Raw genomic sequence first — 23298 nt, 5'->3', positions numbered from 1 at the left:
GTGACGCGCTTGAGTTCCGCTCGCAGACGACGTAGCTCAGCGTGCTGATCATCATCGTGCTGCCGTTCTTCTTGAGGTTTGCTGTAGCGCTTTATCCAGGCATAGAGGCTATGCGTCGACACGCCGAGACGGGCCGCTACCTCAGCGACAGGCAGCTTCTTTTCGGTCACTTGATTGACTGCTTGGATTTTGAATTCTTCGGGATAACGCGGGTTGCTCATGGCACCTCCTGATTGGCCTCATTTTAAGGCATGGAGGTGTCTACGAAACCCGGGGCGATTCAGAGCTCGGGTACGCCTATGCTCATTCAAAGCTTTGCTTCGGCCTCCAAACCGATCCCCGACGTCTACTGCCGTCAGGAAATAATCCGATGATCGAAATGCCGCTTCAAAAGATTTTCCATAGTATTGAGAGTGCTGGCGAGTGGGCCGACTTGTTCGCTCATTCTCAGATAAGGTCGATGTCGCGCAGGCACTAGGCTACTTCGCCGGTGAACCTGCGTGTGTGTTGGCGCTGCCCCTGGATTGATCCAGTTGCCGACGCAAGACTGCCCCATCTCCAAACCTGCAAAAATCCAGCACAGACAATGATTTACGAAAAGTCAGGCTGGGGCAGTGAAATCTCGGCAACTGGGTCACCTCGGCATCGGCGCCGACAGGTAAGGCTCAACCAGCCCTCAATACTGCGAAAGCTGACGCCAAGCAGGCGATGGAGTTCGAACTGTAGGTGCCAGATATCCTTGCGTTCATACATTTCGCTGGCAACTGCAAGGCCTTTTTGAAGAAGTGGTAGCGCTTCACGGAAATTGGCACTGGCAACTAGGGCACGCCCCTTTTCTAGACACCGTTCCACCTCCAGATGTTTGTCTTCGCGCAGTTTCAGGCGCCGCTCTATTACCTTTCGGTTCACCCCGAGCAACTGAGCTGCCGCCGTTTTGTTGCCCGCACAAACCTGAAGTGCATGCTCTATCAGCAGTTGCTCCGCAGCGGCCAGTTTATCCTCGCCCTCAAGTTGCAACAGGGATTCTGCCAATCCGGATAAGTCTTCCAGCACTGGTTGCTCTTGAGATAGGAAGGGCTGCAACTGTGCCAAGTCGATCAGCAAGTCTTCCGCCAATACGCCGATTCGATCAATCAGATTGCGCAACTGCCGCACGTTACCTGGCCAAGCCTGGCGGCACAGCAGTGCCATTGTTGGCGCCGATGCCGAGTTGACCGAGTTGCCGAGATTTCTCTGACCCAGTCTGAATCCTCGTGAATCATTGTCTATGCTGGATTTTTGCAGGTTTCGAGATGGGGCAGTCTTGCGTCGGCAACTGGGTCAATCCGGGATCAGCATCAACAGACTCGGCGATTGCCAGCAAGCACATACCCGAAAACACCACTTTTACCCGGCGCGATCACGACAGAATCCGCTGCATAGAAAATTTCAATATCTTGCGCGAGGCTCTAGGTAGAGGGTCTAGTGATCCAACGTCCCGACGTGTCGGTTTTAGCTATTGGAAACATTTTGTTACCTGGAGTAATGTGCAAATTGCTTTGACTTCGGGTGTTCAAATTTTCCAAGGAATCGGAATATGCTGCGCCGTCGCATGATGATCATGTTGGGTGTTTCTCTGTGCGTTGTATTGATGCTGGCGAGCTACAAGGCTTATTCCATCTATCAGCAAGTACAGGGTTTTTCCACACCCCGCCCTCCAGTCAGTGTGGCCGTGGTGACGGCGCAGGAGCAGAAATGGCAGGAGCGATTGCCGGCGGTGGGCTCGCTCAAGGCACTGCGCGGCGTAAACCTGAGCCTGGAGATTGCCGGCACCGTCAAGGACGTGCAGTTCGAATCAGGGCAAACGGTGAAGGTCGGACAACCTCTGGTTCAGCTCGATAGCGCGGTAGAGCAGGCGCTGCTCGAAACCGCCCAGGCCGATCTTGGCCTGGCAAAGCTGGATTTTGGACGCGGCAGCCAATTGGTCGGTGATCGGGCCATCTCCAAAGGTGAGTTCGATCGACTCTCGGCCCAATTGCAAAAGAACCTGGCCACCGTCAATCAACTCAAGGCGTCCCTGGCTAAGAAGCACATTTTAGCGCCGTTCGGCGGTGTCATCGGTATTCGTCAGGTCGATGTCGGCGATTACCTGGCCAGCGGCACTGTGATTGCCACTTTGCAGGACCTGAGCAGCCTCTACGTCGACTTTTATCTTCCCGAACAATCGGTGCCTAAAGTGGCAATCGGGCAAGGCGTGCAGGTCGAGGTGTCGGCCTACCCGCAACAAGCCTTTCCCGGCACCATCAGTGCCATCAACCCAAAGGTTGAGAACACCACGCGCAATGTGTTGGTGCGCGCCACCCTGGCCAACCCTGACAACAAACTGCTCCCCGGCATGTTCGCCAGCCTGCGGGTGTTGCTGCCTGATCCGAAGGTTGAGATTGTGCTCCCGGAAAGCGCGATTACGTTCACCCTTTACGGCAACTCGGTGTATGCCATCACGCAGAAAAAAGCCGATGACGGCAGCGTGGAAAAAGACGCCAACAACCAGCCCGTCCTGATTGCCGAACGGCGTTTTGTAGAAACTGGCGAGCGGCGAGGCGGTTTGGTGCTGATAACGCGCGGATTGAAAAATGGTGATCAGGTGGTCAGCGCCGGCCAGCTCAAGCTGGAAACCGGTACCCCTGTCGCCATCAGCCCTGACAAGAATCAGCCAGCAGTGCCTGACCAACCAGCCCTCGCTGAAGGTGCGCTATGAAGTTCACCGATGTTTTCATTCGCCGCCCGGTGTTGGCCGTGGTGGTCAGTCTGTTGATCATGCTGCTGGGGTTTCAGGCTTACAGCAAGCTGGCGTTGCGGCAATTCCCGAAGATGGAGAACGCACTGATCACAGTCACTACCGCATACCCAGGTGCGAATGCCGAAACCATTCAGGGCTATATCACCCAACCGTTGCAGCAAAGCCTGGCCAGTGCCGAGGGCATTGACTATATGACGTCGGTCAGCCGCCAGAATTTTTCGGTGATTTCGATCTACGCACGCATCGGGTCTAACAGCGATCGTCTGTTTACCGAACTGTTGGCCAAGGCTAACGAGGTCAAGAACAAGCTGCCACAGGACGCCGAAGACCCGGTGCTGAGCAAGGAGGCCGCTGACGCCTCGGCGCTCATGTACATCAGCTTTTCCAGCCGGCAACTGAATAATTCACAAATCACCGACTACCTGTCTCGGGTAATCCAGCCCAAGCTCGCCACGCTGCCTGGGATGGCCGAAGCCGAAATCCTCGGCAGTCAGGTATTTGCCATGCGCCTGTGGCTCGACCCGGTGAAGCTTGCGGGGTTCGGCTTGAGCGCCAACGATGTCACCGCAGCGGTACGCCGATACAACTACCTTTCGGCTGCCGGTGAGGTAAAAGGCGAATATGTGGTTACCAGTATTAACGCCAGTACCGATCTGAAAACCGCCGAAGCCTTTGCTGCCATCCCCCTGAAAACCGATGGCGATAGCCGAGTATTATTGGGGGATGTGGCGCGGGTGGAAATGGGTGCGGAAAACTACAACGCCATCAGCTCCTTTGGTGGCACACCTTCGGTTTACATCGCCATCAAGGCGACACCGAGCGCCAACCCGCTGGACGTGATCAAGGAAGTACGCAAGCTCATGCCTGAGCTGGAGACTCAACTGCCGCCCAGCCTCAAGGTAGATATAGCCTATGACGCCACACAATTTATCCAGGCGTCGATCAATGAAGTGGTGAAGACGCTGTTTGAAGCTGTGCTGATCGTGATCGTGGTGGTGTTCCTGTTTTTGGGGGCGCTAAGGTCGGTAGTGATCCCGGTGGTCACCATTCCGCTGTCGATGATTGGCGTAATGTTCTTCATGCAGATGATGGGGTACTCGATCAACCTGCTGACTCTATTGGCGATGGTCCTGGCGATCGGTCTGGTGGTAGACGATGCGATCGTCGTGGTCGAAAATATTCACCGACATATCGAGGACGGCAAGGGACCGATGGACGCGGCGCTTGAGGGCGCGCGGGAAATTGCCCTGCCGGTGATTTCCATGACCGTCACTTTGGCGGCGGTTTATGCGCCAATTGGGTTCCTGGATGGTTTGACCGGTGCACTGTTCAAGGAATTCGCCTTGACTCTGGCCGGTGCGGTGGTGATTTCCGGCATTGTCGCATTGACACTTTCGCCGATGATGTGCGCTCTGTTGCTTCGTCCCGAGGCCAGCAGTTCGGGGCTCGCCCACCGACTGGACCGTATTTTCGAAAGCCTCAAACGGCGTTATCAACTGCTGCTGCATGGCACTCTGAATACACGGCCAGTGGTACTGGTGTTTGCCCTGATTGTGTTGTGCCTGATTCCAGTGTTCCTCAAATTCACCAAGTCGGAGCTGGCGCCGGCTGAAGACCAAGGCATCATTTTCATGATGTCCAGTGCGCCTCAACCGACCAACCTGAATTACTTGAATACTTACACCGACGAATTCATCGATATCTTCAAAGCCTTCCCGGAGTACTACTCGTCTTTCCAGATCAACGGCTATAACGGCGTGCAGTCCGGGATTGGCGGCTTCCTGCTCAAACCATGGAATGAGCGCAACCGCACCCAAATGCAGATCCTGCCCGAGCTGCAAGGTCGACTGGCGCAGATCCCCGGTCTACAAATTTTTGGCTTTAACCTGCCTTCGCTTCCAGGTACTGGCGAAGGCTTGCCGTTTGGTTTCGTCATCAACACCGCCAGCGATTATGAATCGTTGCTGAAAGTGGCCGATCGGGTGAAGACGCGCGCCATGGAGACGGGCAAGTTCGCCTTTGTCGATATCGACCTGGCGTTCGATAAACCGGAAGTAGTGATAGACATCGATCGCGCCAAGGCGGCGCAGATGGGCGTGTCGATGCAGGATCTTGGCAGTACGCTGGCGACATTGCTGGGCGAGGCGGAAATCAACCGGTTCACCCTTGAAGGGCGTAGCTACAAAGTGATAGCCCAGGTCGAGAGGGCCTACCGCGACAACCCCGAGTGGCTGAACAGTTACTACGTCAGAAACACCAATGGCGAATTGTTGCCGCTTTCGACGTTGATCCGCATCACCGACCGGGCGCGACCACGGCAGTTGAACCAGTTCCAGCAGCTCAACTCGGCATTGATCTCGGGCTTTCCATTGGTAGGAATGGCAGAAGCCATCGAGACGGTGAAGCAGATTGCCGTCGAAGAAGCGCCGCCAGGATATGCATTTGACTACAGCGCCGAATCACGGCAGTTCGTCCAAGAAGGTAGCGCACTTTGGATGACCTTTGGTTTGGCGTTGGCCATTATTTTCCTAGTGTTGGCGGCGCAGTTCGAGAGCTTCCGTGATCCGTTGGTGATACTGGTGACGGTGCCGATGTCGATTTGCGGAGCGCTGATTCCCTTGTTCCTTGGCTGGTCGAGCCTGAACATCTACACCCAAGTGGGGCTGGTGACGTTGATCGGTTTGATCAGCAAACACGGGATTCTGATCGTCGAATTCGCCAACCAGTTGCGTAAAGACAAAGGCTTGTCGGCCCGTGAAGCGGTAGAAGAGGCGGCTTCCATTCGCTTGCGGCCAGTATTGATGACCACGGCGGCGATGGTGTTTGGCATGGTGCCGTTGATTCTTGCGACCGGTGCGGGAGCGGTAAGTCGGTATGATATCGGTATGGTGATTGCAACCGGGATGTCGATTGGCACGCTATTCACGTTATTTGTCCTGCCGTGCGTCTATACGTTATTGGCCAAGAGCGAGGTACAAAAGGTCGAGGTGGATGGGATCCCTGTAATGACTCGGTAATAAAACACACTGATCCCAACTTGTTAGAAGAAGATAATTTTAAGTAAGCCGTAGATTTCGCATTACTCAGCCCTATTCAAGTGCTGCGTATTTTATCGTCGTTTAATTAGTGGCTGCCGTTCGTCGGACTGTAAAAAATCTTTGTAAAAAATTTTGACAGAGTTATATCTATTTGATTAGTCTTTATTGAATCCAATCATAAAAACAACAAAGTCGACTGTCTTTTCTGCCGCTCAAGTTTTAGACAAACATGGATGAAGGGGTGTGATTGATATGTACTTGGTCAAAATAAAAGAAATCGCAGCAGACATTCTTTTTCTGGATGGTCCAGAGTCAATTCCCAGTGACCAGTCATTTGATCAAATCGGATTTACGTCGATTGATTTCATCGACTTCTGCTTTGAAGTCAAGTCGCAGATCAACGCCGATGTGGAGCCAGAGTACTTGTGGCCGTTCCATAAAATGATGGCGGATCCAGCATTGTGCGTGGACAGTCAGTGGACAGTCCGCGGGCGGGAGATGGCTCGCGACATCCTGCAAGTTGCGGATAGCGATGTGGTTGAGCCGAATAAGATTGGTCGTTTCTGGACACCGGAGTTCTGTTCCCGGCGTCTAGAGGCACTCGCTCATGGCTAGTGTTTACTTGACTGGAGTCGCCGTACGTCAGGCCGGGCTAGACCTGGCCGATATCGCTCGGCAAAAGGCCGCTTTTGTAACCGCTGAAGCAGCGTCCAAAGGGGCTGCGGTTTTGTCTGCGCAGATGGCAAAAGGTATTGCCCGTGAAGACAGGGCAATATTATCCGACGCAGCAATATACAGCCTTACAGTCGCGGATGCCGCATGTGCAATGGCGCAACAACAGCTTGCCTTTAGCGAAGAGGCGCGTGCGCTTATTAATGTCTATACCACCGCTGAAACCGTCCGGGACTTTTACGAAATTCTTTACGAATACCGTATCAAGCGCCCGGAACTGACGGCAGTTGATGTACACGCGGTGTTAGGGCGTGTTGCCGGCAGCGTTCATCCACTTCGGTTATTTCGAAAGTTGCCGACTAATAACCTGTACCACATTGCCAAGTTCTTCGGATTTATCGGAGGGGGTTATCCCTTGCGCAGTATGTCACTGGGCGGGCTCTCCTTATTGGAACATGCGCTATTCAAACTTGAGGACGAGGCGCAGGGAGGCGCTTTATTGTGTGGAGTCGGGGATATGATCAAAGTTGATAACTTTGAAGCGTTCCGCAAGATGGGTCTGATTGAGTCGGACCCGCACCGGTCGCAAACCGATAAAGTCAACGTTACCCATGGCGCGGTTGCATTGATGCTGGAAAATGCCGCCCTGTTGCAACGCTCCGGTCATGTCGCGCTTGCGCAGATTGTCTCTGTCCATAGTCGTTTCGACGGGAAAATCCATTCACAGCAGGCGGATTGGGAGGCCTTGCTCAGCGGCTTGCCTGCTGCAGTGATCGGCGAAAAACCAGTGGTTGTGATGTATGACAACGGCGCGCCTAACCTGCGTCAGGTCGAGAATGCGGCAGTGTTCAAGGCCCTCCCGAACGTCGATATTCGTCGTTACAAACCCTATACAGGTTATGCGGGAAGTACCAGTGGCCTTGTGGACCTTGCCTGTGCGTTGGCCGACAAGAGCGTTGAAGTTGGCCGCACACTACTGGTCAATGGCATGGGGATCGGCATCGGCTGTGCGTGCGCCGTAATCAAAAAGTTGCAACATCTGCCTATCGACCGGCCCGTATCGGGAGACGCGTCATGAGAGAACGCGTGGTCATCACCGCCTTGGGCTGTTGTACGCCTCTGGGCAATACGTATGATTCGGTCACTGCGGCATTGCGTGACGGGACAACCGGCATTCGTGAAATACAGAAGTTCGATACGGCTTCGTTCAAAAGCCATTTCGCGGGCGTGCCAGAGGTTGGCAACATGCGCACGTCCCCATTGAAACGCAGTCGCTCCTGGGACGAGCTGTATATCAATAATGCGGTTAAGGGATTAATGGCATGGCCCGGTGTGGACCTGAGTCATTTCTCGCCGCAGCGTATTGGATGTTTCCTGGGCGTTGATGAACCTGTTCCGGATATCCACCAAACCGTTGATTTTGTTTATGACTTGCAGCGTGACGCTGGCAAGGTATTCACCAATATGGCCGAGGTGATGGAAAAGCACTATCGCATCAGTGATTTTGCCCGCCTGGATTCAACTCAGGTATTACGCCAGGTCCATGCGCAGATTCCATTCCATGGCCCGAGCATGGTGCACCTGGGGCTGTGTGCGGCCTCACTGCAGGCAATTGGTACGGGATTTGAACAGGTCGCTCGCGGGCGAGTGGATGCCGCTATAGTCGGCGGTGCCAGCGCCAAAGTAACGCCCGAGCACTATATCGGCCTCGAATCGGTAGATGTGATTTGCACCGACGCTTCATTACCGTTTGATGGTTTGTCGCGCCCCTTTGATACGCGCCGTTCAGGTTATGTGCCGGCTGAGGGCGCGGTGCTGTTCTTATTGGAGAGTTACACCCATGCGCTCAGGAGAGGCGCGGTGCCTTTGATGGAAATCGTCGGGTATGGGGCGAGCATGAATGCCAGCCATATTGTGAAGCCCGATCCTGAATCCCGGGAGATGAAACTTTCAATGACTCGGGCACTGGCCAGTGCCGGGCTCAACCCCAGTCAAATAGGGTTGGTCAATGCCCATGGCACTTCAACCGTGTTGAATGATCTGCACGAGTCAGCTGCTATTTGCTCAGTGTTATCGGAGCGAGTGCCGGTCACCGCCAATAAATCACTGCACGGGCATATGATCGCCGCGGCGGGGGCCATGGAAACACTCAATACCCTGATTGGTTTGAGAGAAGGATTCATTCCTGGGACGCGCAACCTTGAGACCCCGGACCCGCAGTGCAAGGCCAACATAATAGGTCAGACGCAGAGCGCCGACATCGAATACTGTCTCAAGAACTCGTTTGGGATGGGTGGGCTGGCAGCCTCAATGATCTTTCGCCGAATTGACGCCTAATAAGGGATTGCAGGATGCAAACAATCCAACGCCGGACAGATTTTCCAGTCGATAAGTTTAATCAAATGATCATGGGTTACCTGCGTGATGGTTACCCTGGCGCGCTTGAGACAGTCGAGGATTACCAGAGGTTTGTCGACGCCTATCCTGTCATGGATAAAAGTGCACTGTCAGCCTCGGGACGGCAGTTGCTTGGTGCGGGAAAAATGCATGGTTGTTATGTAGTGTCGACCTCCGGTACGACCAGCGGCCCTGTCATTCTTGCGAATAAATTTCTGCAGGGCGTCACAGAACACAGCTATCCCTATCAAGTGCGTGTCGCGATGGCCAAGCATGTATTCAGTGCTGATGACATTGTTGCCAATCTGCTGACAGCAGGTGGTCTGGGAAACAGTTATGAGGGCATGTGCCGTTTGCTCGAAAGCATCGGGGTGACCATTCTCCCCGTGGGCCGCCCGGATACCTTGGCCAACGATGCGCTCTTGCTCGATCTGCTGGAACGCTTTCACGTCGATGTGCTGGTGGGGTCTCCCAGTGGCATTGTACAGGTTGCGCAAGCGGCATCGCGGGCGGGCGTGTCGCTGCCGGTTTGCAAAGTGGTGTTCGTCGGCGAAGCCTTTCACGCCTCCAAGCGCATATTTGTCCGTGAGCAATGGCCCGACGCGCATTTTTACAGCATTTATGGCGCCACGGAGTTGGGGTTCGCCGCGATCAACACGCCACAGATGAGCCCCGGCCAGCATCTGCTGCTCTCCGATTGGTTTTTCGTCGAAGTCAGCGATCAAGGGGAGTTATTGGTAACCGATCTGAGGGCGCCGGTCGTGCCGCTTATTCGCTACAGAATAGGCGACTATGGCGCGCTTTTTTCTGAACCCGCCAGCCCTGAGTTCTACTTGACCATTGGCGACAGGGTGGGCGAGGAGTTCAGTCTGGGAGGACATAAAATCCGCTTGGACCAGGTCCGTCAACAGCTTGCGGTTGCAGGCGTGGATGCAACGTGGTGCCAGGTCACGCTCAAACCGGCCGAACAGGGTCGTGACCGCGTGGAAGTGGCGCTGGACCTGCCGGACATTGAAGTGGATGAAGGCTTACGGGCGCGAGTGGAGTCGGCGCTGAGTCAGATTCCCAAATTGGGCGAAGCACTGCGGCGTGGCGTCGCCGAGGTATCCATCATGGGACGCGAACGGTTTAAGTTCAACGCTCGACAAAAACTGCCAGCACTGCGTGATGAGCGCCCGCGCGTTGGAGTTGCCTGAATGGATGCTGAGCCAGGACGGAGTATCGAAAGGTTGCTGGCCATCCCAACAGAAGCGGGGCGGCTGGATGAGCTTTTTCATGCGTATTCGGCTTTGTTGATCTTGCTGAACAGCTGCCAACGTGGCGCTCCTTACGAACACTCAGAGCGTGCTGAACGATACCGCATGGAAGACTGCCAGCGCAAAGTGCTGGAAATAGAGCAACTGTTTGAGTCGGCGCTGAGTCATCAATGGAACACGTTATTGACTGAGGGCAGTCCACTCAGCCGGTTTTTCTATCGCATTTATCAACGCATGGTCAGCAGCGAACTCACTGGCCTCGACTCCCACCATGGAAAACTGTGCCAAGTGGGTGTGGGCGCCATGCCGCTGAGTATTTTGCTGTATGTGCAGAAAACCGAGTTTGTCGTCACGGGAATTGACATTGACCCCACGGCGATTGTGCGAGCGCGGCAAGGGCTGGACGCGGTATTCAGCGCACTGGATATACCCCGTGAGCGCTTGAGTCTGGTCGAGGCTGACGGCGCGGATTTTGATTACGGTGACTACGATGTCGTTGTGCTGTCCATGACGGTTTCTGGACGATCCAACGTCCTGCAGCGCATTCTTGATACCTGCCGCAAGCCGCAACTTCGAATTGTGTTGCGTGATACCGAGGGTTGGAAACAGTTTATTTATCGCCCGATGGGTTTACCCAGCCAACAACAGTTGGAGTTGCTCACTCACTCTTCAGGCTGCCCGATCAGCAGTGCCATCTACGGCGTTCGATCCAACGATTGAGGGATACCATGTTAGTCATATTGCGCGAAACACCGCTGTGGGTTTATGCCGTTTTTTTTCTGCTGCTTTATTACGGTGTAATGGCGTGCTTCAGAAGTAATGAAACCCGTCGCTCACTGTTGCTCAGCCCGGCGATATTCGTAGCTTGGTCCTTGATGGCCATGGACTATGCCACTCAACCCTGGGTTTCGATGGGCAGTTGGATAGCAGGCGTGTTCGTGGGGGTGATGATCGCTATGCGGTGGTTTGACTATCACGGTATTACCGAGGGTGAGGCTCGTCATTCTATTTCGGTACCGGGGTCATTCAAGTTACTGGTGCTATCGATGTTTTTTTTCGCGATTAAATACTTTATCGGCTATCAACAGGCGACAGACCCACTATTTGCCGGCTCCTTGCCAATGCGACTGCTGATAGGCGCCGCCTCGGGTTTAACCATTGGATTATTGTGCGGCCGGGCGTGGAAAATGTTGTCGATCATGAATGCATTTTCCCGTCACAGCGAAGTTGAGGTTGCCTGTGCAAACAAGAAATGAACGAGTCCATGAGTTTTAAATAATAAAGAGCCTGATGAGGCGATGAGGGTACTTGGCATGAATTACCTTGATCTGTGTCCAGAGTTGGAAAGGCACGGACCGCTTTTTCGCGTTCGGCTTGATCCGGATTTGCTGGCGACGTTTCTGTCACGCTTTGACGCTACCCTTGTCACTGTAGAACTTTGTCATCAATTCGCGGTGCGGTGCGTGCGTGCGACGGTGGATGCAGGCGCCGCAAGTGAGCGCTTTCTGCCGGTATCCCTGCGTCAACTGAGTACGGCCGACATTCGGAAAATCGGTTATTTGTTCGGACAGGTTTCCAGGGAGCAGCAGGGCGGAACTGTGCAGATTTATTCATCGGCCGCCTCAGAGGCTCATAATGATCTGTTGTGCTCAGTTACGGTCATGGCCCTGCGGCCCATGAATGAGCAGCGTGCCGACACTTAATGCGTTCTACTGTTGTGGGATGACTTCGTGATGATTAATCTTCTTGTTCCACCCTTGCTGTTTCCGTACTTTCTCGAGTGGCGCACCGGGAATTATGTTGAAGCTGCTTTATTGTCATTGTTGGTGCTGGTGGCGCTTTGTTATAAAAGCTTGAAAAATAAGTTCGTCATTGACTGGAGTGTCGCGTGTGGTTTTGTTTTGATCGCCGGCGTCTCTTATGTTCAACCCAGTTTTTTCAGTCTATCATTTACCAAGCCTTTGATTTATGGCTTGTTGGCTATTACAGGGTGGGTGTCCTACTGCGTCGGTAAACCCTTTACGTTGCAGTATGCGAGGTTGGAAACACCCCGGGAATTCTGGAATACGCCGCCGTTCATTCATATCAATAAAAAAATAACGTTGGTGTGGAACGCGGTATTCACGCTTAACTTTGGGTTTGGCTTGGCAAGTTTGATTGATTTGGACGACTGGCCGATTTATCTGCTGATGTCTTACTTCACCATTCTGTGTGCAGTTGTTTTTACCCAGAAGTACCCGGAAGTTTACTTGGCTCAAGGAGAGCGAAACCGTGCGCTATGAGGTTTTCAATACTGCCCTCGAATTGATCAACTCAAACACTACGGTGCATGTTGAAGTGGATGCCGTTGCGCCGATTTTTGATGAGCATTTTCCGGGCTATCCGATTGTTCCAGGGGCGTTCACGGTCGGCTTCGTGCTGGCATGCTGTAGACAGTTACTGTCGCAGAGTGCGGTACGGGTCAAGCGTGTGGTTTTCATCAAGCCGATAATGCCGGGCGCCTGTTTGCAGTTGCAGTTTTCAGGGCTTGATCTTCCAGAGGCTAAAGAGATCGGTTTTATCCTGAAAACCTCACATTCTATACATTGCCGAGGGAGCGTCATGTATGACTGATATGGCTATCGTTACCGGGGGAACGCGTGGAATAGGCCGTGCGATCGTCGCCAAGTTGGTCGCGCAGGACTTCACCGTTTTCGCCACATATCACAACGATGAGGCCGCCGCTGACCGACTGTCCGGCGAGTTCGGCGCACGCGTCATTACCGCACGTGTTGATGGTAGCGATCTGGGTCAGGTCGAGCGCTTCCAGGCGCAACTCATCGACTATCCTCTGCCCTCGGTATTGGTCAATAACGCAGGCATCGCACGTGACGGGCTGTTTCTGAGTCAGGAGCCGTCCTCGTTCGCACAGGTGATGGCCAACAACTTTGGCGGCACCCTGAATTTTTGTGAAGTGTTCGCGCCGCTCATGGCGAAGGCGCGCCACGGCAATATCATTAATATCGGCTCGGTGGCCGCGCAAAAGATCAAGTTGGGCAACACGGCCTATGGCTGCGCTAAAGCGGCGATAGAGCGCTTGAGCCTGGGCCTGTCAGTTGAACTTGCGCGCTTCGATGTCCGCGTCAACTGTGTATCGCCGGGCTTCGTGGACACGGACATGTTTCAGACGTTCGCCGGTGAGCAGGCCAGAGAGATCCTGAAGTCGATACCTGCAAGGCGCGTCATGACAGCGGATGAAGTTGCACAAATCGTGTGTTTGCTGGCCACTCGACAACTGTCCACTCTGGGCACTGTATTGCGTGTAGGGAATGGCGAAAATGTGGGGTGAGACCTTCAAAGTCAGCCCCGCTGTGCAGTCGGTAAGCCCGCCATGGTTGGCCGGATACTTTCAGCGATTGGGCGGGCCGAATGCCGTCGGGGCGGATTTTGCCTGCCTAGCCCGGTTGCATGAGGCGCACATCGCCCATATTCCCTTCGATATGGCGGATGGCTTCCTGGATGCTCAGGTGCCTTTCTTGCTGGACGATGTAGCTCAGAAAATCGTCCACGAACAGCGGGGCGGCGGCTGCACACAGATGAATGGCATTTTTGCTCAAGCACTGCTCAGCCTTGGGTTCCAGGTCCGACGCACGTTGGCCAAGACCTTTCAGAATGGCGTATGCCGGGAGCTGTCCACCCATATGGCGCTGTTGGTCGATGTGGAGGGACGGCGCTGGCTGTGTGATGTCGGGTTTGGCCTGCGTGGTCCGATAAGGCCGCTTTCACTGGATGAACGTGACGATCAGGTGACGCAAGTGCAGGGCTGTCATCGTTACCGTGTCAAACGGCTGGTCACACGAGAGTGGTTGGTGGAGTACCTGCGCGGTGAGTCCTGGCAAGGTTTGTTGGTGGTTCGGGATGCTGACTATCCCTATGAAGAGTTTCGTGTCACGCACTTCTATAACACCCATTCACCCACTTCACTGTTTGCCGGCAATTTCATTTGTGCCCGGCCTCATTGGGAAGGCGGCGATCTTCTGCAGAACGGGACGTTGGTGTGTGTTCACGCAAAGCGTCGCACGAGCTATACCGCGCGCACGCTTGACGAATTGATCGGCCTGCTCAAATCACACTTCAATATCACGCTTTCTCCGGAAAGATTTCACCACTTACCGCCCGGGATCGGCAGGGGTTAGCACCAATGACCAAGCGCTGTCTGATAACCAACCCCGTCTCCAATGCGAACCTGTTGGTCGGGTATTTGAAGGCACAAGGTGTCGACTGTTATGCCGTCATCGAGATGGATAAAGTCAGCCGGATGCCATCATTGAGCGAGAAAAAGAAAGGTGAGTTCAACGCCGAGCTTTATCACGGCATCTTCATCTCGGCCGAGCAGGTGCCGGGGCCGGAGGAACTGCCGTTCGATATTATCCTGGCCGGCAGCGAAAACGGCGTTGTGCTTGCCGAGCGCCTGAGCCAGCGACACGGGCTGACGGGCAATGACCCGGCGCACTCCGGGCTCCGTCGTCATAAAGATGCCATGCACCGGGCGCTCGCACAGGCCGGTTTGGCCGCAATACCGACTTGCATGCTGGACGGACTCTCGGCGGCCCTCTCGCTACTCCCGTGTTGGGAGGCTTATCCCTGTGTATTCAAACCGCAATCCTCCGCAGGAGGGGAAGGGGTCGTGTTTTGCCGCAACCGTATTGAACTGGAGCGGGCTTTTCTGGGCGCGGATTGGGGTGGTTTTTCATCGACATGGTCCAATAATGACTGCTTTGTGCTGCAGCCATTCATCACCGGCAAAGAGTACGTTGTCGACATGGTGGCGCAGGCGGGCAAGTACGTTGTTTCATCGGTCTGTCGTTATATTCGGTGCGATGAACTGGGAATTGATAGCTGCCCCTTCGTGAAGAAGTTTACCTTTTTACTGGACCCGGACTGCGAACGTCTTCGTGCGCTGGTCGCCTACGCGCAACAGGCCGCGTGCGCGTTGGGTATTCATACGGGCGCGATCCATATGGAGTTGCTTGATAGTCCGGCTGGGCCGGTCATGATCGAAGTCGGCGCGCGGTTGCACGGGACCATTACGCCGATGCTGTTCGAACATTGTTATGAGCCGCATTTGTTGGGTCAACTATACGCCACCAGTTTTGCAGGGGGCGGCGAGGTCGGTTCAGCCAGGCTGATCAGGCGCGGCATTATCAGTGACGTCATCAGTATGGCGCCGGGTGTATTCAACGGCGCAGACGAAGCGCTTGCACCGCTCGAAAGTTTCATCGGGCTTCAGGCTTCAGTCGAAGTGGGCGAGCGCTTCAAGACCACCACCGATTTGTTTTCGTCATCAATGAATGCGGCGTTTTCCCATCAAGACGAAACGGTTCTTTGGGACGACCTGGCAGCATTTGAACGATGGACCGAGACCGTCTTGAACGGTGCGGCATTAACGCCGACCGCGTGGCAGTTTCTCAGGGATGAGTACCGCGCCTATTTTTAGCAAGACCCTGCAGGGAAGACAGCTTGCATGATCAATCACTCTTTTTTTGATACGCAGTCGTTCGACCGAATGGTTCAGCACTATCACGATGCCGGTTACGCGGGCTATCCGCGAGTGCTGAACTATGAGCAGTTCGACCGGCTTTATCCTCAGGCTTCAAAAGCCGATCTGCATGAGCGATCGGAGAAACTTCGACAGGCAGGTGGTTTGCGTCAGTGCTATCTGATCAGTTCATCAGGTACCACGGCGTCTCCTTTAGTGGTTGCCAGTGATTATGCCGCCGGCGAATTACGTGATGCTTATTCTCTGGAGATCCGCCGCTTTCTAGGGCAGCGGGTATTTTCCAGCCGCGATGTGGTGGCCAATTTATTGGTGCCTGGCGGGTTTGGTTGTTTATATGAAGGGCTTTCGCGTTTATTGGAACCCATTGGGTGCACCCTTTTGCCGGTTGGTCGTTTGGACGCACAGGATTGCCCTCAAACCTGTCTGCAGATATGCCGAGACGCCGGCGTATCGGCCTTGTTGGCAACACCTGGCGGTATTATTCAAGCCGCGCACTGGGCGGTGCAGGCGCATGTGAAGCTGGATATTCGCAAGGTTATCTATATTGGCGAGGCCTTCTCCGCGGCCAAGCAGCGCTATATCCGTACGGTTTGGCCAAACGCCGCGTTTTACGGTATTTATGGCAATACCGAAGTAGGATTGGTAGGCGTATCGACTCCCGAGCACCCGCCGGGACATTATGATTTCTTGAGTAAATGGGTGTTGGCGGAAGTTGATGAGCAAGGCAAGTTGTACCTTAGCGACTTGAAAGCACCTCGGGTTCCGGTATTACGTTATGACACCGGAGACCTGGCGACTTTATTACCCACTTCTAACCCGCGGGTCGGCACCTTGGTGTTGCACGGGCGCAGTGATAAAAGTTTTAACTTCTGCGGTAATTTATTAAGCCTATCCCAGGTGAGCGAAACGATATGGCAGCACTGCGGCCAGCCATTCGCTCTGCAGCTGACACTGACCAGCGGCGATGCGGGTAAAGATCACCTGTGTGTAACGGGTGATTTGACCCACTTTACCGACGCCCAAGCAGCGCGTGCCGATATGGAATCCGCCCTGATGGCAATGCCGGCGTTGGCGGAAGGATTGCGACGCGGCGTCGCGACGATCCAGGTTGAGCCCGACGCGGCATTTTGGGTCAGCGCGCGGGAAAAAATTCCTACCTTGCGCGATTTACGCCAGACATAAGTATTCGGTCCCCGATGGCGGACCACTATTCAAATAGAACAATTGAGTCGATGTTTCACTCATTGGTTTTAGCCACGCCCGCACGTTCTGATCAGTGCGATATTAACTACCGTGTTGTAAATATTTACTGAGGGAGGCATTCGGTCAATGACGACAATCAATCAGGTTATCCATGTTGAAAACCAATGGAGCGACTGGCGCTGGCAACAGAAAAACGCCGTGCGCGATGAGCGCTCACTGCGTGAGGCCTGCGGCGGTTGGGGCGACGACGTGACGGCCCATATCGTGCACAACTTACAAGGACGCAAGTTGCAGATCACGCCCTACTATATTGATTTGATCATGCGGTCGCGCAACGCTGGCAGTGTGCTGGAACATCCACTTTGGCGGCAGGTAGTGCCCTACTGGAACGAACTTGCCCAAGATGATTACGATGGTATTTCTGAGAACTGGGAGTTGCACCATGAAATGAAAACACCGATCTGCCAGCATAAATACGATAACCGCGTCATCCTGCGCATGACCAATACCTGCAACGCCTATTGTCAGTTCTGCTTCGAGGCGCTGCGGACTCTGCAAGTCGGGACCGAGAAGCCCAACGCCAATACCAACTCTTTTCTCGATTCCCTTGAATATATCCGTAATACGCCTGCCATTGAGGAAGTCATTCTCAGCGGTGGCGATCCGTTAATGCTGTCCGATCGCAAGCTGGAGGAAAACCTGGCGGCGCTGCGCTCGATCAGTGATGACCTGCTGATTCGTATCCACTCGCGGGCCTTGAGTTTCAACCCGTTTCGCGTGACCGACGAGCTGGTGGCGATGCTGGAAAAATACAAGGTCAATGCATTCGGCCTACATGTCTGCCACCCGCTTGAATTGAGTGACGACTTTGCACGTGCCGTTAAACGTATTCAGTCGGTAGTGCCGATAGTCTTTTCGAACATGCCGTTGCTACGCGGCGTCAACGACGATGAGCAGACGCTTCACACTCTATTCATCGATCTCTACCGCATGGGCGTCAAGCCCTATTACCTATACCACTTCATGCCGTTTTCTCCCGGTGCCAGTGAATACAAAGCGTCTATCAGCCACGCGATCGCGCTGATGAAATGCCTCAAACGGCGCGTTTCCAATATCGCCATGCCTGAATACGTGCTTCCCCATGCCCAAGGCAAATTCACGGTGCCCATCATGGATTTCGATAAGCCCGATGAGCTGCCCCGCTTTGAAATGCGCGATGGTCAGCGTTATTACACGTTCCAGAGTTGGAACGGTCATCGGTGCAGTTGGCACGATGCATGAGCAGCCTTTGACTAGACGTGGTGAACAACGATGAAGCAAGACGCTATTCTGTTTATTGATATCGACGACGGCCCCTCTGTGCGCTATCGCTACCGTGAACCACACTTTGCCGCTGCTCGCTTGCAAGGGCTGCTGTGCCTTATCGCAGGAGTCTGTGGGCGCAACCAACTGCAACGGTTGGAGCAGGACAGTGACGAGGTATTCTTGCTTGAAACCCTGAGCGAGCAAACTATTTTAGAGCTGGTCGACGAGCTTCAGGATCGGTACACCGTGCGAGCCATCTTTTGTCATGCGGGACATGCTTCTGCCCAAGGGCAAGTGGGTTGTATCGTCGCAAGGGTGTGCCAAAAGCTCGGTCTGGTTTCTGCGTCGGCCGAGGCCATAGCCGCGTGCAACAACAAGTACCTGATGCGTCGCGCCCTGCAAAAGCACGGGTTGCGCTCAGTTCCTTTTGCGCTGTGCAATGATGAAAAAGAGCTGGAAGAGGGCGCCGCCCGGGTGGGCTACCCGCTGATTGCCAAGCCTGCGTTTGGCGGCGCGTCGGCTTTTATCAAGCGTTGTTCGAACTGGGCGCAGTTGCGAGATCACTATGTGCAGTTTGTCGCGCGTCACGGTGAAGCCGCATGTGCCGATTTCTACGGGTGCGCCCATACCTTGCCCAACGACGACGGGACTTCACGTGAGTACATTCCGGGTCGAAGCCTCATGCTTGAGGGATTTATCGAGGGCGTTGAAGGCACGGTGGAATGTGTGGCGGCGGGCAATCGAATTTATCCCGTGCTGATCAACGAAAAGCTAATGCTGACAGAGCGCAGCGGCACCGTGTTGGAGAATCTGTTGATTACGCCTCCTGTTTCGTTCACGGCGCAGCAGTGTGACCAGATCCGCAGTTACGCCGCTGCCTGCTTGCAGGCATTAGGCCTGACTGACGCGCTCGCGCATTTCGAATTTCGCATGACGGAGCAGGGGCCTGTGGTCATTGAGATCAACCCCCGATTGGGTGGGTTGTACGTTAATGCCGCTTTGCGCGATCTCGCAGGCTTCGATCCGTATCAGCTGTATGTTTCCCTGCTGTTGCGTGATCCGGCAGTCGACACGCTGCTTGATACCGTGCAACGCAAAGTCGGTGCGGCAACGCAAAGCTACGCCATGCTGGCGGTTTATCCCGAAAGCAGTGGCTGTTTCAAAGGTTTTGAAGGGCTAGGGTACTTGGACGATCACCCGGCTGTGGTGGAATACGCCGTGCAGGAAGCCGGTGGCTATCTCGACGCCGATATTGAAGAGCATTACCTGCTCAAATGCTGGGCCAAAGTCGACGATGTTGCCCACGCCTGTGCACTGCATGATGCGGTCCGGCAAAACCTCAACGCAGTTATCGACCCCTCCGCAGGATAGCGCTATGGATAGCTCACAGATTTCGGCTCACTTGAGCCAGCGTCATTATTGGCATGGACGTCACTTCCGCGAGTTGCTGCACATCGAGCAAGAGGAGGAACACAGCTTCCGGGCCTACTGGTCGAACCTGGTCCGGGACGAGGCGTTCAGAGAGTACACCCACCGCGAGCGGCGGATTCTGCGCTATCGCTTAGCGCCCAACGGGCATTTGCAGATGAACAGAGATGCCAATTACGCCTCCTCGGTCGTTTACCCAATTGAGTACCGCCAAGGGGTGAATGCCCTGAGTTATTCAGAGGAAGGTTTTATCTCCCATCCGCTCTTGCAGCGGCTTCTGGCCACCGACATTGCTGCTATTGGTCCGCAGTTAGGCAAGCATATGTACGCCATTGATATCCACCAGTTTCGGGTCAAGGCGGATAAACCAACCGGCAGCCCGACAACCTCGGGGATTCATCAGGATGGGCTTGACTGGGTGTTCATGCACTTCATCGACGCGTGCAATACGGTGCCTGTGGTCTCTGAGATCTACGCCTCGCAGGAAGCTGACAGATGTCTGCTCAGCGTGCCCATGGAGCATTTCCTGGAAACCATCGCGATCAACGACAGCAAGGTCTACCACCGCGCCGGCTTGGTTCGCCCATTGAGCGGCGATCTGCCCGCCAGCCGCGACCTGCTGCTTGTCGGATTCCGACGCCTGCCCGCTAACGTAGAGGGTGCGGGTCATGCTCAATGACGACCTTGCGCTTCCCCGGTCCGCCCGCAACGGACGCCTGATCGTATTCGCCAGAGGCGTTTCCGATTTTGGTGCCTTTCTTAACATGGTGGCTTTATCGACCTACGTCTATTGGCTAAGCCAAAGCGTGGTGTTCGTCAGTGTGTTCCTGGCGTGTCGAGTCGCGGGCGGCATTGTCGCCAGCCTGTTCGGGATCAGCTTTTTCAGGCACTTTCCCGGACGAGGCGCATTGGCCGGGCTGGATCTCTCCAGAGCTATGCTATTGACTCCGTTGCTCTTACTGGCACCGGCCCACCAGCTGAGCATCCTGCCTTTCATCGCGTTCGGCATCGGGTTATGCAATTCCCTTTTTGCGATCGGCCTCAATAGCCAGTTGCCTACCTGGGTTGCCCCCGGCCTGCGTGTGAACACTAATGCCTGGCTGACGTCCGCGGCCGCCACGGGAGCAATATTCGGCAGCCTGCTGTCGGGATTGTTGATCGCAGAAGGCGGATTTGAGGCCGTCTTTGCAACCAATATCGCGACTTACTTGCTGGCCGCCATCCTGATTGTTCCGCTGCGGGCGTTGTATGCGGTATCTCCCGTGGCGCACAAAGGGCTGTCGGGAGAGTGGCACGCACTCAAGCAGGGGCTACGCAGTACGCCTGTACTAGCGGCGATGTTGCTCATCAGCCTGCTTGATACCCTGGGCAGTGCAGCACACAACGTCGGGTTTCCGGTGCTGTCTCAGCTCATTGCCCCCGATACCGTGAACACGGTCATGGGCTATTTATTGGCAGTGTGGGCATGCGGCAAGTTTGCCGGGGCGCGTTTGGCCAATGCACTGTTGAAAGGATGCGGCATTCAAGGCATGGAGCGCTTGTTCATGGTCGGAGTCGCGCTGATGTCGACTGGCTTCATCCTGACCTTCCAGCAGGCGCAGTTGTGGCTGGCGCTGGTGTTTATTGTCTGGGCGGGCGTGGGCGATGGAATGGCCGAAGTGGCCTTGATATCGCGTGCCCAGCGTGAACCTGAGGCGCTACGTTTGCCGCTGTTCAGCTTATTGACGCTGATCCAGATGACCGGCTTCGGCGTGGGAATGCTCATCGTCGGGCCGTTCTATCTGGCCTGGAGCCCGGCGCAGGTGATTGTGCTGTTCCACGGCCTGCCGTTAAGTGCGTTGAGTATCATGGCGGTGTGGATGTACCTCAGGCGTCGGCGTTTGCCCGCCAAGGCACTGTTCGAGGAGTGACGCCCGTGGGCGCTCGCTCGCGTGCTGTACCGGCACACGAGTGAGTGCGGTGTTTCCATCAGTTCGCTAGGCCTGCGTTCTCCAGAACGTTTTCGATCCAGCTCCGGCAGTTCCGCAAGAATCAACTCAATGGCTCTACGTGTTACGCATGCCGGATGACCGCCCTCGGAGGCGCTCTGCTGTTGGGGAAAATAGGGAAAGACTTTAGTGCCCTCATTCGCCGCCACCAAAGCCCGATGGCACTTAGGGCATACGCACCTCAGTCCATTGGCGACTTCGTCAGCCTGGAGCAACTGCCCGCCACACTCGCCAAAGGGAATCATGTTGCCAGACATCCACGATTATCCTTCTTCGCAGCTTGTAGTTATGGTCACAATTGAACCGTGAAATGGGACGATGGCCATCCAGCATTAGCGCCTACGTCCTGATGTTCTTCACTACTGAATACGTAATCCGGTTGCCTCGTGTTTGCGCTTGAGCTCTACATCAATATCCGCAACGAACCCCCTGCGGAGTTGGCTTGCTGCACACGAGTATTCCTGGCCTGTTTTCGACGAAGCATGGGCGAGTTTGGGTGCATCTCGTACGGGGCCTAGGTCTCCAGCCCCTGCGAGGTGGAGAGTACCGCCAAAAATCTGGGGGGAATTATTTTGAGAAAAGCTTACGCAGCTATCATACTCGCATGCATCGCTTACTTTATTGGAGGGTGGATTGCTAGCAGATTCGGGGTCGTGACTAGGGATGACTATTTTGCCTATGCTGGAATCGTGGGAGGATTCGCGTCAGTTGCGGGGCTCTTAGCCCTGACGCGTCCGGCCATAACTCAATCGGATTTCAAGGGCGCTGAGATTGAGGCTCTAAAATCTATGGCCGCAACCGCTGAGCAGCTTGAAAAACTTCAATCTACTCGCGCCCAAACCGAACAAGAAATCGACGGGCTTGCAATCAAAAAGAAAGAGATGGAGCTTCTCGTCAAGAAGGCTAGCCTTGCACTTTTTTTAAAGGAGCAGTACTCGCATCACGAGCGTCAAGTCATTGAAGAGTTAGAGAAAAACGATCATCTAAGAGCAGCCTTAAGTGCCGCGTCCGAGAGTGCCGAGAAAGTTCAAGCGTTAGACGAAGAAATATCCGTCGATCCCAACGTTAGTCAGCTTCGTGAGATCATCAAGGCCGCGTCCCGTCGGGAGCCTACCGTAGATGAAATGCTGAAAGGCCTAGGGCCATTACCGAAAGCAATGTTCTTGGCATTACGCTCTCTTAACGAAGCAATGCGCATTCTGGTTAAGTAAAGACCTGTGACCAGTCTTGCGACCATGATTTACGGACTCGAATTAGCGTAAAACATGATGTCGCAAGAACTGATGGCTTGACTCATAGCGAACATGCTGGCCGAAGTAGGAGACTTGCTACCGACAGCTGTCGGCCAGAAGCAGTCCTTAAATCTCGGGGTGCTAGCGGCTTGACAGCGAAATTTCGCAGTGGACGAGTACATACCTGACCCCCATTTGCCCTCACACCACTATAGCCCCTTTAATTATTATGACTTTCCGTGAACATCAGGTAGGGCCTGCCCACACCCACGCCAGGAGGCCTTGGTCTGGTTGTCTCAAACTGTGCATGATTTCACATGGATTCATAGGTATCACCGACGACATGATGGCCACCTCATTGACCGGGCCAGAGGTAGCTGAGAAATATGCGGCTATCGTCGCGGGGTGAATGGTCGTGGCTTACAGCATCTCTTTAGATCAGCGCCTATTGTCGCTGACCG

The 23298-nt window shown here is 54.6% G+C and carries 22 protein-coding genes; 20 read left to right on the top strand and 2 right to left on the bottom strand.

Annotated elements, in window-relative coordinates:
• Both FBY10_RS08175 and FBY10_RS08170 read right to left on the bottom strand, forming a co-directional pair.
• On the bottom strand, positions 1 to 221 hold a 221-nt coding region (locus FBY10_RS08175), incomplete at its 3' end, for a transposase (RefSeq protein WP_145337345.1).
• Positions 222 to 591: 370 nt separating this feature from the next.
• Entirely contained in the window at positions 592 to 1191 is a 600-nt protein-coding gene (locus FBY10_RS08170) for a helix-turn-helix domain-containing protein (protein ID WP_145337346.1), read from the bottom strand.
• A gap of 385 nt (positions 1192 to 1576) precedes the next feature.
• Between FBY10_RS08170 and FBY10_RS08165 the strand changes: the two genes are divergently transcribed.
• The 20 genes from FBY10_RS08165 to FBY10_RS08070 all read left to right on the top strand — a co-directional run bounded on the left by FBY10_RS08165 (position 1577) and on the right by FBY10_RS08070 (position 22816).
• Positions 1577 to 2737, top strand: coding sequence for an efflux RND transporter periplasmic adaptor subunit (locus tag FBY10_RS08165; RefSeq protein ID WP_145337347.1), 1161 nt, complete (start codon positions 1577 to 1579; stop codon positions 2735 to 2737).
• Complete coding sequence (locus FBY10_RS08160) at positions 2734 to 5796, top strand: multidrug efflux RND transporter permease subunit (protein WP_145337348.1); 3063 nt, start codon at positions 2734 to 2736, stop codon at positions 5794 to 5796. Before FBY10_RS08165 ends, FBY10_RS08160 begins: the two co-directional genes overlap by 4 nt.
• 273 nt (positions 5797 to 6069) lie before the next feature.
• Positions 6070 to 6432 carry a phosphopantetheine-binding protein gene (locus FBY10_RS08155; protein ID WP_256663541.1) on the top strand — a complete coding sequence of 121 codons (363 nt, stop codon included), beginning with the start codon at positions 6070 to 6072 and terminating at the stop codon, positions 6430 to 6432.
• Entirely contained in the window at positions 6425 to 7567 is a 1143-nt protein-coding gene (locus FBY10_RS08150; RefSeq protein ID WP_145337350.1) for a hypothetical protein, read from the top strand. Before FBY10_RS08155 ends, FBY10_RS08150 begins: the two co-directional genes overlap by 8 nt.
• Positions 7564 to 8826 (top strand): beta-ketoacyl-[acyl-carrier-protein] synthase family protein, encoded by a 1263-nt coding sequence (locus tag FBY10_RS08145; RefSeq protein WP_145337351.1) that lies wholly within the window; start codon positions 7564 to 7566, stop codon positions 8824 to 8826. The genes FBY10_RS08150 and FBY10_RS08145 overlap by 4 nt, the downstream gene beginning before the upstream one ends.
• Before the next feature lie 14 nt (positions 8827 to 8840).
• Positions 8841 to 10082, top strand: coding sequence for an AMP-binding protein (locus tag FBY10_RS08140; RefSeq protein WP_145337352.1), 1242 nt, complete (start codon positions 8841 to 8843; stop codon positions 10080 to 10082).
• Positions 10083 to 10862 (top strand): nicotianamine synthase family protein, encoded by a 780-nt coding sequence (locus FBY10_RS08135; RefSeq protein WP_145337353.1) that lies wholly within the window; start codon positions 10083 to 10085, stop codon positions 10860 to 10862. It abuts the gene before it with no gap.
• A gap of 8 nt (positions 10863 to 10870) precedes the next feature.
• On the top strand, positions 10871 to 11398 hold the full coding sequence (locus FBY10_RS08130; protein WP_145337354.1) for a DUF6622 family protein: 528 nt from the start codon (positions 10871 to 10873) through the stop codon (positions 11396 to 11398).
• Between the two features lie 57 nt (positions 11399 to 11455).
• On the top strand, positions 11456 to 11845 hold the full coding sequence (locus tag FBY10_RS08125) for a hypothetical protein (RefSeq protein ID WP_145337355.1): 390 nt from the start codon (positions 11456 to 11458) through the stop codon (positions 11843 to 11845).
• A gap of 27 nt (positions 11846 to 11872) precedes the next feature.
• Positions 11873 to 12424: a hypothetical protein gene (locus tag FBY10_RS08120; protein ID WP_145337356.1), complete on the top strand. Its 552-nt coding sequence runs from the start codon at positions 11873 to 11875 to the stop codon at positions 12422 to 12424.
• The gene (locus tag FBY10_RS08115) at positions 12414 to 12755 is read left to right on the top strand and encodes a hypothetical protein (RefSeq protein ID WP_145337357.1); all 342 of its coding nucleotides are present in this window, start codon (positions 12414 to 12416) and stop codon (positions 12753 to 12755) included. The genes FBY10_RS08120 and FBY10_RS08115 overlap by 11 nt, the downstream gene beginning before the upstream one ends.
• Positions 12748 to 13470, top strand: coding sequence for an SDR family NAD(P)-dependent oxidoreductase (locus FBY10_RS08110; protein WP_145337358.1), 723 nt, complete (start codon positions 12748 to 12750; stop codon positions 13468 to 13470). The genes FBY10_RS08115 and FBY10_RS08110 overlap by 8 nt, the downstream gene beginning before the upstream one ends.
• Complete coding sequence (locus FBY10_RS08105) at positions 13460 to 14317, top strand: arylamine N-acetyltransferase (protein ID WP_178116727.1); 858 nt, start codon at positions 13460 to 13462, stop codon at positions 14315 to 14317. Before FBY10_RS08110 ends, FBY10_RS08105 begins: the two co-directional genes overlap by 11 nt.
• A 5-nt stretch (positions 14318 to 14322) precedes the next feature.
• Positions 14323 to 15618: an ATP-grasp domain-containing protein gene (locus FBY10_RS08100; RefSeq protein ID WP_145337360.1), complete on the top strand. Its 1296-nt coding sequence runs from the start codon at positions 14323 to 14325 to the stop codon at positions 15616 to 15618.
• 27 nt (positions 15619 to 15645) lie between these two features.
• Positions 15646 to 16863, top strand: coding sequence for a phenylacetate--CoA ligase (locus tag FBY10_RS08095; RefSeq protein ID WP_145337361.1), 1218 nt, complete (start codon positions 15646 to 15648; stop codon positions 16861 to 16863).
• A 147-nt stretch (positions 16864 to 17010) separates the two neighbouring features.
• Positions 17011 to 18165, top strand: a complete 1155-nt coding sequence (locus FBY10_RS08090) for a KamA family radical SAM protein (protein WP_145337362.1) — start codon at positions 17011 to 17013, stop codon at positions 18163 to 18165.
• 30 nt (positions 18166 to 18195) lie between these two features.
• Positions 18196 to 19560: an acetyl-CoA carboxylase biotin carboxylase subunit family protein gene (locus FBY10_RS08085; RefSeq protein ID WP_145337363.1), complete on the top strand. Its 1365-nt coding sequence runs from the start codon at positions 18196 to 18198 to the stop codon at positions 19558 to 19560.
• A gap of 4 nt (positions 19561 to 19564) precedes the next feature.
• Positions 19565 to 20296, top strand: coding sequence for a 2OG-Fe dioxygenase family protein (locus tag FBY10_RS08080; RefSeq protein WP_145337364.1), 732 nt, complete (start codon positions 19565 to 19567; stop codon positions 20294 to 20296).
• Complete coding sequence (locus FBY10_RS08075) at positions 20286 to 21527, top strand: MFS transporter (RefSeq protein WP_145337365.1); 1242 nt, start codon at positions 20286 to 20288, stop codon at positions 21525 to 21527. The genes FBY10_RS08080 and FBY10_RS08075 overlap by 11 nt, the downstream gene beginning before the upstream one ends.
• 731 nt (positions 21528 to 22258) lie before the next feature.
• On the top strand, positions 22259 to 22816 hold the full coding sequence (locus FBY10_RS08070; RefSeq protein WP_145337366.1) for a hypothetical protein: 558 nt from the start codon (positions 22259 to 22261) through the stop codon (positions 22814 to 22816).
• The last annotated feature ends 482 nt before the right edge of the window (positions 22817 to 23298 follow it).

Source organism: Pseudomonas sp. SJZ103 (assembly GCF_007828335.1).
In the GTDB taxonomy this organism is placed as follows: domain Bacteria; phylum Pseudomonadota; class Gammaproteobacteria; order Pseudomonadales; family Pseudomonadaceae; genus Aquipseudomonas.
Note: the sequence above shows the minus strand (reverse complement) of the source record. Positions and strands in the feature narration are given on the sequence as shown.

Bases quoted from the DNA above. Each gene is read 5' to 3' on its own strand.
- FBY10_RS08170 (WP_145337346.1), bottom strand. From the start codon at position 1,191: ATGGCACTGCTGTGCCGCCAGGCTTGGCCAGGTAACGTGCGGCAGTTG.
- FBY10_RS08165 (WP_145337347.1), top strand. From the start codon at position 1,577: ATGCTGCGCCGTCGCATGATGATCATGTTGGGTGTTTCTCTGTGCGTT.
- FBY10_RS08160 (WP_145337348.1), top strand. From the start codon at position 2,734: ATGAAGTTCACCGATGTTTTCATTCGCCGCCCGGTGTTGGCCGTGGTG.
- FBY10_RS08155 (WP_256663541.1), top strand. From the start codon at position 6,070: ATGTACTTGGTCAAAATAAAAGAAATCGCAGCAGACATTCTTTTTCTG.
- FBY10_RS08150 (WP_145337350.1), top strand. From the start codon at position 6,425: ATGGCTAGTGTTTACTTGACTGGAGTCGCCGTACGTCAGGCCGGGCTA.
- FBY10_RS08145 (WP_145337351.1), top strand. From the start codon at position 7,564: ATGAGAGAACGCGTGGTCATCACCGCCTTGGGCTGTTGTACGCCTCTG.
- FBY10_RS08140 (WP_145337352.1), top strand. From the start codon at position 8,841: ATGCAAACAATCCAACGCCGGACAGATTTTCCAGTCGATAAGTTTAAT.
- FBY10_RS08135 (WP_145337353.1), top strand. From the start codon at position 10,083: ATGGATGCTGAGCCAGGACGGAGTATCGAAAGGTTGCTGGCCATCCCA.
- FBY10_RS08130 (WP_145337354.1), top strand. From the start codon at position 10,871: ATGTTAGTCATATTGCGCGAAACACCGCTGTGGGTTTATGCCGTTTTT.
- FBY10_RS08125 (WP_145337355.1), top strand. From the start codon at position 11,456: ATGAATTACCTTGATCTGTGTCCAGAGTTGGAAAGGCACGGACCGCTT.
- FBY10_RS08110 (WP_145337358.1), top strand. From the start codon at position 12,748: ATGACTGATATGGCTATCGTTACCGGGGGAACGCGTGGAATAGGCCGT.
- FBY10_RS08105 (WP_178116727.1), top strand. From the start codon at position 13,460: ATGTGGGGTGAGACCTTCAAAGTCAGCCCCGCTGTGCAGTCGGTAAGC.
- FBY10_RS08100 (WP_145337360.1), top strand. From the start codon at position 14,323: ATGACCAAGCGCTGTCTGATAACCAACCCCGTCTCCAATGCGAACCTG.
- FBY10_RS08095 (WP_145337361.1), top strand. From the start codon at position 15,646: ATGATCAATCACTCTTTTTTTGATACGCAGTCGTTCGACCGAATGGTT.
- FBY10_RS08090 (WP_145337362.1), top strand. From the start codon at position 17,011: ATGACGACAATCAATCAGGTTATCCATGTTGAAAACCAATGGAGCGAC.
- FBY10_RS08085 (WP_145337363.1), top strand. From the start codon at position 18,196: ATGAAGCAAGACGCTATTCTGTTTATTGATATCGACGACGGCCCCTCT.
- FBY10_RS08080 (WP_145337364.1), top strand. From the start codon at position 19,565: ATGGATAGCTCACAGATTTCGGCTCACTTGAGCCAGCGTCATTATTGG.
- FBY10_RS08075 (WP_145337365.1), top strand. From the start codon at position 20,286: ATGCTCAATGACGACCTTGCGCTTCCCCGGTCCGCCCGCAACGGACGC.